This is a genomic window from Clostridioides sp. ZZV14-6009 (genome assembly GCF_020658095.1).
Taxonomy (GTDB): domain Bacteria; phylum Bacillota; class Clostridia; order Peptostreptococcales; family Peptostreptococcaceae; genus Clostridioides.
In genome coordinates, this window is the sequence record NZ_JAGWDG010000006.1 from 160,214 (window position 1) to 174,445 (window position 14,232).

Annotated in this window: 8 protein-coding genes, 1 tRNA gene and 3 riboswitches; of the genes, 3 read left to right on the forward strand and 6 right to left on the reverse strand. The window is 28.6% G+C overall.

Annotation, left to right across the window (positions count from 1 at the left end):
- Nucleotides 1-27: 27 nt before the first annotated feature.
- From KGF36_RS10505 to KGF36_RS10530, 5 genes are all read right to left on the reverse strand, one after another.
- The gene (locus KGF36_RS10505; protein WP_227829712.1) at nucleotides 28-975 is read right to left on the reverse strand and encodes a DMT family transporter; all 948 of its coding nucleotides are present in this window, start codon (nucleotides 973-975) and stop codon (nucleotides 28-30) included.
- A 168-nt stretch (nucleotides 976-1,143) separates the two neighbouring features.
- Nucleotides 1,144-2,601 carry an aminomethyl-transferring glycine dehydrogenase subunit GcvPB gene (gcvPB, locus tag KGF36_RS10510; protein ID WP_227829713.1) on the reverse strand — a complete coding sequence of 486 codons (1,458 nt, stop codon included), beginning with the start codon at nucleotides 2,599-2,601 and terminating at the stop codon, nucleotides 1,144-1,146.
- Nucleotides 2,601-5,075 (reverse strand): aminomethyl-transferring glycine dehydrogenase subunit GcvPA, encoded by a 2,475-nt coding sequence (gene gcvPA / locus KGF36_RS20210; RefSeq protein WP_255614901.1) that lies wholly within the window; start codon nucleotides 5,073-5,075, stop codon nucleotides 2,601-2,603. The genes gcvPB and gcvPA overlap by 1 nt, the downstream gene beginning before the upstream one ends.
- Before the next feature lie 206 nt (nucleotides 5,076-5,281).
- Nucleotides 5,282-5,386, reverse strand: a riboswitch (glycine riboswitch).
- A gap of 700 nt (nucleotides 5,387-6,086) precedes the next feature.
- Nucleotides 6,087-6,167: transfer RNA gene (locus tag KGF36_RS10525), tRNA-Leu, on the reverse strand.
- A 111-nt stretch (nucleotides 6,168-6,278) separates the two neighbouring features.
- Nucleotides 6,279-8,009, reverse strand: a complete 1,731-nt coding sequence (locus KGF36_RS10530; RefSeq protein ID WP_227829714.1) for a Na+/H+ antiporter NhaC family protein — start codon at nucleotides 8,007-8,009, stop codon at nucleotides 6,279-6,281.
- A gap of 144 nt (nucleotides 8,010-8,153) precedes the next feature.
- Nucleotides 8,154-8,330: riboswitch (Lysine riboswitch) on the reverse strand.
- 168 nt (nucleotides 8,331-8,498) lie between these two features.
- Here KGF36_RS10530 and KGF36_RS10535 point away from each other — a divergent pair.
- The 3 genes from KGF36_RS10535 (at nucleotide 8,499) to KGF36_RS10545 (ending at nucleotide 11,294) form a co-directional block, all read left to right on the forward strand.
- Nucleotides 8,499-9,485, forward strand: coding sequence for a lipoate--protein ligase (locus tag KGF36_RS10535; RefSeq protein WP_227829715.1), 987 nt, complete (start codon nucleotides 8,499-8,501; stop codon nucleotides 9,483-9,485).
- A gap of 90 nt (nucleotides 9,486-9,575) precedes the next feature.
- A riboswitch (SAM riboswitch) is annotated at nucleotides 9,576-9,681 on the forward strand.
- 113 nt (nucleotides 9,682-9,794) lie between these two features.
- Complete coding sequence (locus KGF36_RS10540; protein WP_227829716.1) at nucleotides 9,795-10,592, forward strand: MetQ/NlpA family ABC transporter substrate-binding protein; 798 nt, start codon at nucleotides 9,795-9,797, stop codon at nucleotides 10,590-10,592.
- Nucleotides 10,593-10,694: 102 nt separating this feature from the next.
- Nucleotides 10,695-11,294 (forward strand): TerD family protein, encoded by a 600-nt coding sequence (locus KGF36_RS10545; RefSeq protein WP_227829717.1) that lies wholly within the window; start codon nucleotides 10,695-10,697, stop codon nucleotides 11,292-11,294.
- Between the two features lie 243 nt (nucleotides 11,295-11,537).
- On the opposite strand, the gene KGF36_RS10550 is transcribed toward KGF36_RS10545, so the two are convergent.
- Nucleotides 11,538-13,379 carry a GGDEF domain-containing phosphodiesterase gene (locus KGF36_RS10550; protein ID WP_227829718.1) on the reverse strand — a complete coding sequence of 614 codons (1,842 nt, stop codon included), beginning with the start codon at nucleotides 13,377-13,379 and terminating at the stop codon, nucleotides 11,538-11,540.
- Nucleotides 13,380-14,232 lie beyond the last annotated feature (853 nt).

Below are 14,232 nucleotides of genomic sequence, written 5' to 3' on the forward strand. Positions count from 1 at the left end.
AGATTTATTATATCCTATAAAATAAAACTACTCTGTATATTCAGTTTCCAAATCTTCACATTTTTCTTTACCATATATAACCATTCCTATAATTGAAATTATTATAAGCACACTTCCTACAATACTATAAAGATTGAACTCTTCATTCAGTAGAAATACTCCTGCAAATATAGATACCACTGTAGCTATGTTTGATAATATTGATGATTTTACAGCCTCTAGTTTAGACCTTGAGTAGTTATTTAAAAACATAGCTAACAAAGAACACCCCATACCCAAATAAACTATTGGAAATACAATCTCCATATTAAATAATCCTTTTGCATATTCTATTAGACTCCCTGATATCAATTCACCACCAACAGATATTGATGTAAATGATATTGTTCCAATTAGTTGCATTGCTGCTGTTATTTCAATTGGTGTAAATTCGCTTTTAGATAATTTTCTTACATATACACCATATGCACCAGCACAAATTACTGCCCCAAGTATCATTATTCTTCCAAGCATGCTACTTGTTTGATTCCCTGTATTTTGTAAGTTTACTATTATAACTCCAAAAACTGCAATTTCGATGCACACTACTTGTTTCAAGTTCATTTTTTCATTTAAAAATATAATTCCCATAATTCCTGTAACTACTGGTATCATAGATATCATAACACCAACTTCTGATGTAGATGTATACTTAACTCCAAGTGTCTCAAGCATAAAATATAGAAATGGTTGAAACATACATAAAATCAAAAGTGATTTAATATCTTTACCTTTAAAGTTTAAGCTTATAAATTTAAACTTATATAATGCTATTACTGCTATCAATCCAATTGTAAATCTTAATGATAATACTGTAAAAACCTTATTGTCAACCAAATTTAATACTGTCTTAGTAAAATAAAAAGAAAAACCAAATAGAATATTTGCCAATACCCCTAAAGTATAACCTTTTGTTACATCACTTACCTTGTTCATAAATTTAACATCCTCACATTTTCTAATAATATATAAAAAACTTTAACAGTACATACCATGTATGTCAACATATACACAAAAAAGCTATCTAATTTAAGATAGTTTAGATAGCTTTTTAATACAAATATAAAATTTTTGTATATTTAAATTATTTATTATTTTTATTATTTATCTTTGTGACCATGTTAATATAGGCTTTTTCACTGCTCTTGCATCATCAACTCTTTTAACTAAAGTATTATGTGGAGCAGTTTTTAGTAATTCTGGTTCTTCCTTAGCTTCTTTTGCGACATTCTTCATAGCTTCAATAAAACTATCTAATGTTTCTATACTCTCACTTTCTGTAGGCTCTATCATAAGCGCCTCATTTATAATAAGAGGGAAATACATTGTTGGAGGATGATATCCATAATCCAACAATCGCTTTGCTATGTCAATAGTTTTTATATTTGCTTCTCCTCTTGGTAATCCGCCTAATACAAACTCATGTTTACATAAAATATCTATTGGTAAAATATAATCATCTTTTATACTTTCTTTTATATAATTAGCATTTAGAACTGCCATTTCACTAGTTTCTTTAAGTCCATCTCTTCCCATTGTTAATATATATGTGTAAGCTCTTACAAGGACACCAAAGTTTCCATAAAAATTTTTAATTTTTCCGATAGATTTTGGTCTGTCATAATTTAATACATATTTATCTTCTTGTTTTTCAATTACTGGAATTGGTAAAAAAGACACTAACTCTTTTTTTGCTCCAACAGGTCCAGCCCCTGGACCACCGCCACCATGAGGAGTTGAAAATGTCTTATGAAGATTAAGATGGACTACATCAAATCCCATATCTCCTGGTCTTGTTATTCCCATAATAGCATTCATGTTTGCACCATCATAATACAAAAGACCACCTGCTTCATGTACAAGGTCAGCTATTTCTTTTATATTTTTTTCAAATAGCCCAAGAGTGCTTGGATTTGTAAGCATAAGGGCTGCTACTTCATCATTTAAAACTTCTTTTAACGCATCTATATCTACAGCACCATTTTTATCAGATGTTATTTGAATTACATCAAAATTCGCCATAGCTGCACTTGCTGGATTTGTTCCATGTGCAGAATCTGGAATTATTACTTTAGTTCTTTTATAGTCTCCTCTATTTTCATGATACGCCTTTATCAGCATAAGACCTGTAAATTCACCATGTGAACCTGCTGAAGGTTGAAGTGTCACTTCATCCATACCTGTAATTTCTGCAAGCTTATTTGATAAATCATACATAAGAGCAAGAGACCCTTGTGCTGTATCTGGAGATTGATATGGATGCATTCCAGTAAAGTTTGGAAGTGCTGCCATATCTTCATTAATTTTAGGGTTATATTTCATTGTACAAGAACCTAAGGGATAAAAACCAGTATCAACACCAAAATTCTTATTTGACAATAAAGTATAATGTCTAACTAATTCTAATTCACCAACTTCTGGTAAGTTTAATTCATTTTGTCTAGCCATACTTGGGTCAATCATATCTTCTATTTTTATATCATCTATATCTAACTCTGGAATTGAGTATGCTTTTCTGCCTTTTTTAGATATATCTATCAACAAACTATTATATTCTTTCATTATAACCCCTCCATTATTCCAACTAACTTATCTATTTCATTTTTACTTCTTTTTTCAGTTACACAAAGTAAAGTTGAATTTTTTAATTCTGGATAATTGTGTTCTAAATTATAACCACCTAATATATTTTCTTCTAAAAGTTTATCGTTTATAGTATCTATATTATGATTTCCTTGTACTGAAAATTCTTTAAAAAATCGGCCTTTAAATATAGGTCTGTATTTTCCTGTTTGCACAAGTTTATTATAAGCATAGTGTGCTTTTTTCATTGATTGCATACCAACTTCTTTAAATCCTTCTTTACCCATAGTAGCCATGTATATTGATGCTACAAGAGCATTTAGAGCTTGATTGGAACATATATTAGAAGTTGCTTTTTCTCTTCTTACATGTTGCTCTCTAGTTTGTAAAGTTAATACATATGCAATTTTCCCTTCTGTATCTAAACTTTGCCCAACTATTCTTCCTGGCATTTTTCTTGTATATTTAGATTTACTAGCCAAAAATCCTACATAAGGACCTCCAAAATTAAGAGGATTTCCTAGTGATTGAGCTTCTCCAACAACAATATCTGCTCCTATTTCACCTGGTGTTTTTAAAACACCTAATGATATTGGGTCAACACTCATAATTAACATGGCTTTATTTTCATGAGTTATCTTTTCTATTTCTTCCATTTCTTCAATAATCCCAAAGAAATTAGGAGTTTGTATAAGGACACATGCTGTATCTTTATCTACAGAAGCTCTTAATTTTTCTATATCTGTAGTTCCATATTCACTACAAAAATCAATTTCTACTATTTCACAATCTTTATATTGTAAATAAGTTCTTAGTACTGATAAAGTTTCTGGATGTGTAGTCTTTGATACTACTATTTTACTTTTTCTAGTTTGATTCATTGCCATTATACATGCTTCTATTGCAGCAGTAGCTCCATCATACATTGATGCATTTGCAATTTCCATACCAGTAATTTCTGCAATCATGGATTGAAACTCAAACACTACTTGCAAAGTTCCTTGACTTATTTCTGCTTGATATGGAGTATATGCTGTATAAAATTCTGACCTTGAAGTTATATGTTTTATAATTGATGGAATATAATGGTCATACGCACCAGCTCCAAGAAAACAAGTTAAATCTTCTAGACTTAAATTTTCCTCTGACAATCTTTTTACTATTTTACTAACTTCTAATTCAGATTTTCCACTGTCTAGATTTAAATCTCTTTTTAATTTTAGTTCATCTGGTACATCTGAAAATAATTCATCAACTGAGTTTAATCCAACTACTTTTAACATTTTTATCTTATCTTCATTTGTAGCAGGTATATATGAAAATTTATTTTCTTTATTTACTACAACATTATCTTTTTTATATTGTTTTTTATAAAAAGGCTTCTTAACTGTTATAGCAGGAACAACTTTTTTTCTAATGGCTATACCTATTTCAGTTCCTGCTTTTGCATATTCAGCATCTATAATTCCCATACCTAAGATTTTCCCTGTTGTTGGAGATGCACACCCAGTAGTTACAAAACCAACTGTTTTATCTCCAACTTTTATATCATATCCATTTCTAGGCATCCCTTTGCCTTGCATTTCAAATCCTACTAATTTTCTTTTAATCCCATTTTCTTTTTCTTCTGCTAAGATTGATTTGCCAATAAATGATTCCTTATTTACTTTTACAAAAATAGATAATCCTCCTTCAAGTGGAGATATGTGTTCATTTATTTCATGTCCATATAGAGGTAAGGCTGCTTCAAATCTTAAAGTATCTCTACAACCTAGACCAGCTGGACATATATCTTCTCCTCCAACTTTTAGGACTTCATCCCAAATTGCTTTTACATGTTCATTTTTGCAATATATTTCAAAACCATCTTCTCCAGTATATCCTGTTCTTGAAACTAAACAAGAGTATCCAGATACTTTTACTTCTGGCATTGACTTATAAAATTTTATTGATTCTAAATTTATGTCTGTGATTTTTTGAAGAATTTTTTCTGCTTTAGGTCCTTGAACTGCTAATTGATAAACTTCATTAGATATATTTTTTATATTTACTTTATATCCTTCACTTTGCTTGATTATCCAGGCAACATCTTTGTCTATATTTCCTGCATTTATTACTAACAAATAATCTTCTTCCCCAAACTTATATATTAATAAATCATCAACAACTCCACCATTTTCATAGCACATAGGTGTATATATGATGTCATTGACTTTTAATCCACTTATATCATTCGTAACTAGGTTTTGTATAAATTTTTCTGATTCTACTCCTTTTACTTCTACTTCTCCCATGTGAGATACATCAAATATACCTGCACTTTTTCTAACCATTTTATGCTCTTTGTTTATTCCTTCATATTCCAAAGGCATCTCCCAGCCAGCAAATTCAACAAGCTTTGCACCAAGCTCTTTGTGTGTATTATACAAAGGCACTCTTTTTAATTCATTCATATATAACCCTCCCCATAAAATTAAACCTATTATATTTAAGCAACTTCACCACTATGTCCTGTATTTTCTCATAAAAAAAATATATAAGCATAGAAAATAATCCTAGCCTATATATCCCTGTTTGTATACCTGAAAGATTTAATAATTTAATATTATTCTGCTTCTTCGGTGACTTATAGTATTTAACTTAAGTCTCTCCAGAGTCCCATCAATTAGCGATATTTTTGCCTGAAAGCTTCTCTAAGGATTGGCATTTCTTAAATTTCTTCTTCGGCGCCTTTTTGTATAAAGGTCTCTCTCGCTAATCTCACTTGGAAATATTTATTTTCAATTTTATTTTATGAATATTTAAATCAAATGTCAACACATTATATTTATTTTTTTTTATGTATTAATTTTTTTGTTAAGTTTTTATTATCAATCATTTCTCTTTTATATTATTCACTCTTCTGCAAAGATATTATATATTAATGCAAAATAACATTTTCACTTAATTTATTATTAAAATAACACACAAATAACCAAATGTAAATTTGTATTGAGATTTACTATAACATGTTAAAAGTATATTCATACACTTGATGAAATCGTTTACAATTTTAAACTTGTGAAAAATAAGATTTTTAAAATAGAATATTTTTAATAGAATTACAACTATTGAATGGTTATGTGATTTGAATATTTTTAAAATTTTAGTCATTTAAAAAAAGCACCTCATATTAAAGTGCCAATCTATCATATATTGATTTTTCTAGTATTTTTCATCGTATCAAGACTCATTCATAAGTAGTAAATTAATGGTAAAATAACTTCTTAAATCCTTTGTAACTGCTTATAATTTCAATTTTTCTGTGGATAATCTAACTTTTAGTTATTTTTTCGATTAAAAAACAAAGTAGAAATGTTTGCATTATGTTTTAAGATAGTTATTTATCAAAAAATAAAAACGGGATAGCCCACTCCGAAAGCCAGCAACCCCAGTTTTTTTCAGCACAACTAAGTACTGTAAAGTGCGGATGAAGGGAGTCGAACCCCCACGCCAATGGCGCTAGATCCTAAGTCTAGTGCGTCTGCCAATTCCGCCACATCCGCTTATATCACTCTTTTATTTTACTATATTTCGCTATTATTTTCAATAATTTTTTTAAATTATCTAAAAATAAATAAAATAATGATAATAGAAGGTGAAATTCATTTACAGCCTTATTCTGCAAGTTCTACTTCTACTTCATCTACTTTCTTACCTATAATTTGAAGACCTACAAATACAGCTACTATAGCAACTGGCAATACTATATATATTGGCAATCCAAATCCAGCTGGTATATATCCAAATACAATAGTAATTACTGCTGTAAATATGGCATATGGCATTTGAGTATTAACATGGTCTATATGATTACATCCAGCTCCCATTGAAGAAAGTATTGTTGTATCTGAAATTGGGGAACAATGGTCTCCAAATATTGCACCTGTTAAAACTGCGCTTGTACTTACTATTACATAAGACATATCAGGATTTAGTGAATATGCAAGTGGTATTGCAAGTGGCATAAGTATACCCATTGTTCCATAAGCTGTTCCAGTAGCAAAAGATATTATTGCTCCTAATCCAAATATTAAGCTTGGTAGCAAGAATGGAGGCAATGAACCAGATAATAAATGTATCAAGAATTTAGCTGTACCTAACTCTTTTATTACTGAACTTAATGACCAAGCAAGTATTAATATTACACCAGTGATTACTAAACTTTTCATTCCATCTATCCAAACATCAATTGCTTCTGATACTGTAAAAATCTTTTTAACTACAGCCATTATAATAGCAACTAAACTTGCAACTAATGCAGATTGGAATAATGCTCTAGATGCATCAGATGCACTAAATGCTTCTTTTATTGCTTCAAAAGAATATGGTGAATTTGTAAATAATTGTATTAAAGTCTTATCTTCACCTCCCATTATAGATGTATATCCACTATAATAGAATGATGCTAGTGCAACTACTATCAATGTACCTATTGGAATTATAGCATTCCATACACTTAATTTTACTCCATCTTTTGGAGCTAAATCATCCAATTCTTCAACGCCTTCATCAAGGTCTGTGCCAATTTTTCTACTTCTAGATTTTATTTCAGCTTTTCTCATTGGTCCAAATTCTTTTAATAATAACGCTGAAATTACAATAAATGCTAATATTAATATGTTATAAAATCTAAATGGTATTGTATTTAAAAATATGCCAAACGCATCAACATCTACACTTATACTTTCAAAAGCATCATGTATTAAACCAACTTCAAGACCTATCCATGTAGATATTATGGCAAGCCCAGCAACTGGTGCTGCTGTAGCATCTATTATAAATGCTAATTTTTCTCTTGATATTTTCATTTTATCTGCAACAGGTCTCATCATAGGCCCTACAATTAATGAATTAGCATAATCATCAAAGAAAACTAAAAGACCTAAAAACCAAGTTATAATCTGTGTCCCTTTAGCTGATTTTGCTCTCTTTGCAAGTGCTTCAGCTATAGCCTTGGCACCACCCATCTTGGCAACAAGATTTATTACTCCCCCAATTGCTAAGACTTGTAGTATTATCCCCGCATTCCACGGGTCTGATAGAGATACTAAAGCTCTATCTACTAAGTCTAAAAATGCTTGTATAAATGCAGCAAATACATTAACGCCACTGACTTGAATTATAAAACTCCCAGAAAGAATTCCTAGCAACAAAGAAATTATTACATTTTTAGTTATAAATGCAAGTATTATAGCAACTAATGGTGGTATTAAAGTTAAGATTCCAAATTTTTCTGCGTTAGCTAATGCAATAGTATCTATATCTTCCTCTGCAAATACCATTACAGTTGACATTATAAACATAATTGTCGTCAGAAAAATAATGTTAAATTTTTTATTTCTCATATAAATCTCCCTCTCTTTTTAATTTTGTGAATTATATAGGGTATTATGGGTTATGATAAAATAAAAAAGCCTTGAGTGGTAAACACTCAAGGCTTAAACATTACATACATTGATAATACTAAAAAACAAATATAATATAATTCCTTAAATGATAGCTCACCACAAATAAACCTGTGACAGTTGTACATATATTTTATGTACCCCCAGCAATATAATCTTAAAGCATCGATTATAAAACTTCGGCAATATCCCCTTTCCCAATAATTCTTTGTGCTTAACTCCTTATTAGTACTGATAGATTATTGCGCCTCTACCCTTTTATTCACTTTTATTAAATATATTTTGAGTATATATTATTTATTTAAACTTTGCAAGGAAGTTTTAAAAATTTTACTTTAAAGGATTTTTTATATCATTGTCGAATTATAAAATTAATTGTACTAAAATCAGCTAAAAAAATTTTATCAATTATATGGAGGAATTACTTTAATGTTATTAATTTACAATGAAAAAACAAACCCTTATTTCAATTTAGCAATGGAAGAATATCTACTTAAAAATTTTGACGAAGATTTATTTATTTTATGGAGGAATGAACCATCTATAATTGTTGGAAAAAATCAAAATACACTTTCTGAAATAAACTTAGAATATATAAGAGAACATTCAATCCCAGTTGTTAGAAGACAATCTGGTGGAGGAGCTGTATTTCATGATTTAGGAAATATAAACTTTACATTTATAGCTTGTAATAATAATAGTTTTAGTGATTTCAGAAGATTCACTCAACCAATAATAGACTTACTTAAAACCTTAGATGTCAGTGCTGAGTTTTCTGGAAGAAATGACCTTCTTATAGATGGCAAAAAATTCTCTGGAAATGCTCAACATAACTATAAAAATAAAGTAATGCATCATGGGACACTTTTATTTTCATCTGAGATAAATGACCTTTCAAATGCACTAAAAGTAAAACCCATAAAATTTGAGGGTAAAGGTATAAAATCTGTAAAGTCTCGTGTAACCAATATAAGTGAACATTTACAGTCTGATATGGATATACTTGAGTTTAAAGATGCTATAATGAATTATCTTTCTGCGACAAATGCTGATAATACAAATTATTCTCTAAGTAAACATGACATAGAGGAAATAGAAAAACTTACTAAATCAAAATATGAAACTTGGGATTGGAACTTTGGTAATTCACCGAAATACTCTCTTTCAAATGAATTAAAATATGTTGGTGGAAATGTAGAATTTAATTTAAATGTTGATAAAGGTATAATAACTAGTATAAAGTTTTTTGGAGATTTCTTTGGGAAGTGCGATGTATCTTTTGTAGAAGATAAACTTATCGGTACAAAACATGAGGAAAATTCATTGAGAACTATTTTAGATACTATTGAAATAAATGACTATTTCTTGGGTGCTGATACTAATATTTTAGTCTCTGGAATTTTAGGTGTTAAGTAAAAATAACAAAAATTTTAAAATATTTATAAAATTATGTTTACAGATACAAGAAATCATGCTAATATGTATAACATAATTAAAAATTAATACTTCTTATCCAGAGTGGTGAAGGGACTGGCCCTATGAAACCCAGCAACCAGTATATTTTAATATACATTGGTGCTAAATCCTGCAGTATTGTACTGAAAGATGAGTTTAAATTAGCTTTTAAAGCCTGAGTTTATACTCAGGCTTATTTTATTTTCACAATGTGATAAAAAGAGGGTATTTTATTTTTAACTAATCAATTATATTCAGGAGGGAATTTTTATGAAATTCAAAAAATTATTAAGTTTGTTATTATGTCTAGTATTTACTTTATCTGTAGTTGGATGTTCAAAATCTAAAGACGATAAAAAAATTGTTGTTGGTTCTACTTTAGTTCCAGGTGGAGAGTTGTTAGAAGAACTAAAACCACTTATTGAAGAAAAAGGTTATACTTTAGAAGTTAAAAACTTTGACGATTACATACTTCCAAATGAAGCTTTAAATAATGGCGAAATTGATGCAAATCTATTTCAACATGAACCTTATCTAAAAGAAGCTGTTAAAGCTAAAGGCTATAAAATAATGGCAGGAACTAAACTATATGTATGCCCAGCCATACTTTACTCTTACAAAATAAAATCTGTTGATGAATTTAAAAAGGGAGATACAATTGCAATAAGCAACAATCCATCTTCTTGTTCTAAAGACCTTAGATATCTTGAAAGTATGGGACTTTTAACTTTACCTAAAGAAAATAATTTAGTTAGTCCTAAAGATATAATTGAAAATCCAAAGGGCATACAATTCAAAGAATTAGATATTGCTCAAATACCATCTTCTCTTCCAGATGTAACTGCTGCATTTATAGACACTACTTACGCAGTACCTGCTGGTCTTAATGCTAAGAAAAATGGAATCTACACAGCACCAGTGAATGATGAGTATGCTAATCTTTTAGCATTTAGAACTGAAGATAAAGATAGTGAAAAAATTAAAGTTCTACAAGAAGTTCTTACATCAGATAAAGCAAGAAACTTAATTGAAGAAAAATATAAAGGAATTGTAATTCCTGTTTTTTAGTAGAATTAGTATAATTTGAACATTATTATTGTAATCTTGTTGAATATTGACTTATTAAGTGCTACCATTTAAATAAATCTATGTTTGTGGAGGAAGATTACTATGGCTATAGAATTGAAAAAAGGACAAAAAATAAATCTTACAAAAAAAGAAAATACCGATTTAGGTGAGATTTTAGTTAATTTAAATTGGAATCAAAAAGTACAAAAAAAGGGCTTTTTTGGAGCTCTAAGAAGTAGTAATATAGATTTAGATTTAGGCTGCTTGTTTGAAATGAAAAATGGTGCAAAAGGTGCTGTTCAAGCATTGGGCAATTCCTTTGGTAATTTAGAACATCCTCCTTTTGCTCAACTAGATGGAGATGACCGAACAGGAAGCAATACACAAGGCGAAAATATAAGAATCAACGGTAACAAGATAAAAGAAATAAAAAGAATATTGATTTATGCTTTTATTTATGAAGGTGTGGCTAATTGGTCAGAAGCTGATGGAATTGTAACTATTAAACAAAAACAAGATTCTGATTTAGTGGTTAAGCTTGATGAGCATAAAAATGGCTATAATATGTGTTCAATAGCATTAATAGAAAATGTAAATGATGAAACATTTAGCGTTGAAAAAGTAGTTAAATACTTTAAAGGACATAGAGAAATGGATAATGAGTTTAACTGGGGCTTAAAATGGGTTGCAGGGAAAAAATAATAATGTTTAAGAAGGTTCATCTTATCCAAAACATAACTTCATATTATTTACACCTCACATAAAACTTTATAAGAATTTATAGTTTTCATATAATTATTTATTTAAAATCGTATATCATATATATTGATGTTATTCTCAGTACTTATACCACTATACGTTTTTAAATAGTTAACAAAATCTAATAAAGTACTTATAATATAAGTACTTTATTAGATTATTATATATTAAAATATACTTTAACTATTATAAACTATAAACAATTTCTTTATCTAATATTTTTTCAAACTCTAACATTGGCATTGGTTTATAAAAGACAAACCCTTGAACCAAATCACACCCAATCTCTTTAAGAAACTCAACCTGTTCTTTATATTCAATACCCTCAGCAACAGTTATAATATTTAACTCTTTTATCATCTGTATAATATTTTTTATTACTATCTTCTCTTTTTCTTTGTTTAAACTCTCTTTAAAAAACATCGAGTCAAGCTTTAAAACATCAAATGGTAAATCCTTCAAAACACTTAGAGACGAGTATCCCTTTCCAAAATCATCCAAAGAACAAGTAAAGCCACTTTCATGTAGGTCATGTACAATTTCTAAAAGATGCTCTTGATTTTCAAAAGCAACACTTTCTGTAAATTCAATTTCTATAGTATTTTTAGGTATATTATATTTATTTTGTATGTGCGAATAAGTTTCTACAAACTTAGCATTATAAAATTGAATCTTAGAAACATTAACTGAGATAGGAACAATTGTTTTATTTTCATCTAATCTCTTTCTAACCCATCTACATACCTCTTCAAACACATATTGGTCTACCAAACTAATAAAAAACTCCTTTTCCAGTATTGGAATAAATATCGCTGGAGATATCACACATTTGTCTGGTGTCATCCAACGTACTAAGGCTTCTGCACAATCTATTTTTTGATTATGTAAGTTAACTTTAGGTTGAAAATAAACAACAAATTCTCTTCTATTGAGTGCTTCATGTATTCTACTCTTAATTGTATTTTCTTCAATCATTTTTTTACGAATATTTTCATTATAAAAAGCATACTTAGTACCTGGTTTATTTTTGACAGTCTTTTGTGCAAAGTTTGCACGATTTATCAAATCATCTATATTTAATTTCTCATTCACATCTTCAATACAACAAATTCCACTAACAATAGTAATACTATATTTATTTTTAATTTCATCTGTAATGTTAATCAACTTATCATCTACAACTTGTTGTCTTCTTAGCAAAGTCTCCTTATCTACATAACATCTTAATGCAACAAATCTATCTGCAATCTCTCTTGCAAATACTTCGTATTTTCCAATATCATCCATCATGATATTAGAATAGCGTTTTAATATCATGTCACCATAATCGTATCCAAATATATCATTGATATACTTAAAATTTTCAAAATCGATATAAAATATAGCAAATTTCTTATCTTTATACTTATAAATATACTGCTCTGCATCCAACTTAAACTTTTCTATAGTATTTGCTCCTGTAAGTTCATCTTTATATGCAATATTTTTTAAATCTACGTTTAGTTTTTCAAGTTTAATTAATCTTCTATTGTACTGTATAATCAATATAATCCATGCTACTATGCCTACAATCGATATTATAATTATTAAAGTCATTAAGTAATTGCTTTTTTCTTTAGAATAATGTTCTATTTCGAATACTGTGTCATTTGCAATCTTAAAAAATTCTTCACTTGTTTGTAATAACTGACTACTATCTTCTTCCATCCTTACTTTTTTAATTTCAATATTTAAATCTTCCCATTTTCTTTCTAGTAAAGATAAATACTCATTATATTTTTTACAGTCAGTGACTACTAGACCATATTTTCCATGTCCTGTATTTAATTCATGTAAAATTTCATCGATATATTCTACTAGTTCATCATTTGGTTGAAGATTCATTTCTAATTTAGTTAGACGTTGACTAGCTCCACGAACAATACCAACATAATTAATCAACTTTCCATAATCTCCAATGTTGTGAATTAATTGAACAGAAATGTAACTTATAGAAATTAATAAAACAAATAAAACTAAGATAGTCATCTTTATCTCTTCATAAAATACCTCTATCCCCTATATTTTTACGTTTATCAGATATTCTACAATTATGCTAACTAGGTTTTTTATATGTTATAAATAATTAGTATGATTTCAATTTTCTAAACATTTTTAATAACCAACTTAGTAAAAATATTGTATAATCATTTTTCTCAAATAACGTGTATTAAACTTTAATAAAATTCTCTTATCACTTAAAATATAAATAAGCTTCCTTAATTCCATCTTCTTGTGACTTAATTACATTTAAAAATTCTGCTCTTTGTTTAGTAGAACTTTCAGCTTTATTAAATTTTTAATAATCATATGTAATTAATCTAGGTTGTTCATTCTCGTTTGTAGGTGGTATTGAAAACATCAATGTGTTTTTTTATAATCATACTCAATAAAATAATCATCCATAAGTTCATACACACGTAAATGTTTTTCAAGTTCTGTTGTACAAAGTATTTTTCATGTAAACTAGTTGAGAAATAAGGGTCTATTTGATAAATATTAGAAATAGCTTAATCTAGTTCTTTAATCAAACCATTATTATCGCCTCGGCCAGTCATGAAATAGAAGGGTTTTAGAGAAAATTTGGCAATTGTTTTTACATTTTCAATATAATTCGTATTATAGTTAAGCATGTCTTCTGAGAACCATCTTGCATAGCCTGTATCTGTTCTTTTTCACTATCACAATATACATATTGTGGTATAAAGACTTCTTTTACAATATGCTTCTAAATCTTTTATCATTTTATTGTTATTTCTAATTACTACAACCCTCAATGTCTGTGTAGCTTGAGCGTCAATAATAATGTCTTTTGTATCATCATACAATACTTGTAAAACAG

Excerpts from the sequence above, each read along its gene's own strand:
- KGF36_RS10505 (WP_227829712.1), bottom strand. The coding sequence starts at position 975 with ATGAACAAGGTAAGTGATGTAACAAAAGGTTATACTTTAGGGGTATTG.
- gcvPB (WP_227829713.1), bottom strand. The coding sequence starts at position 2,601 with ATGAAAGAATATAATAGTTTGTTGATAGATATATCTAAAAAAGGCAGA.
- gcvPA (WP_255614901.1), bottom strand. The coding sequence starts at position 5,075 with ATGAATGAATTAAAAAGAGTGCCTTTGTATAATACACACAAAGAGCTT.
- KGF36_RS10530 (WP_227829714.1), bottom strand. The coding sequence starts at position 8,009 with ATGAGAAATAAAAAATTTAACATTATTTTTCTGACGACAATTATGTTT.
- KGF36_RS10535 (WP_227829715.1), top strand. The coding sequence starts at position 8,499 with ATGTTATTAATTTACAATGAAAAAACAAACCCTTATTTCAATTTAGCA.
- KGF36_RS10540 (WP_227829716.1), top strand. The coding sequence starts at position 9,795 with ATGAAATTCAAAAAATTATTAAGTTTGTTATTATGTCTAGTATTTACT.
- KGF36_RS10545 (WP_227829717.1), top strand. The coding sequence starts at position 10,695 with ATGGCTATAGAATTGAAAAAAGGACAAAAAATAAATCTTACAAAAAAA.
- KGF36_RS10550 (WP_227829718.1), bottom strand. The coding sequence starts at position 13,379 with ATGACTATCTTAGTTTTATTTGTTTTATTAATTTCTATAAGTTACATT.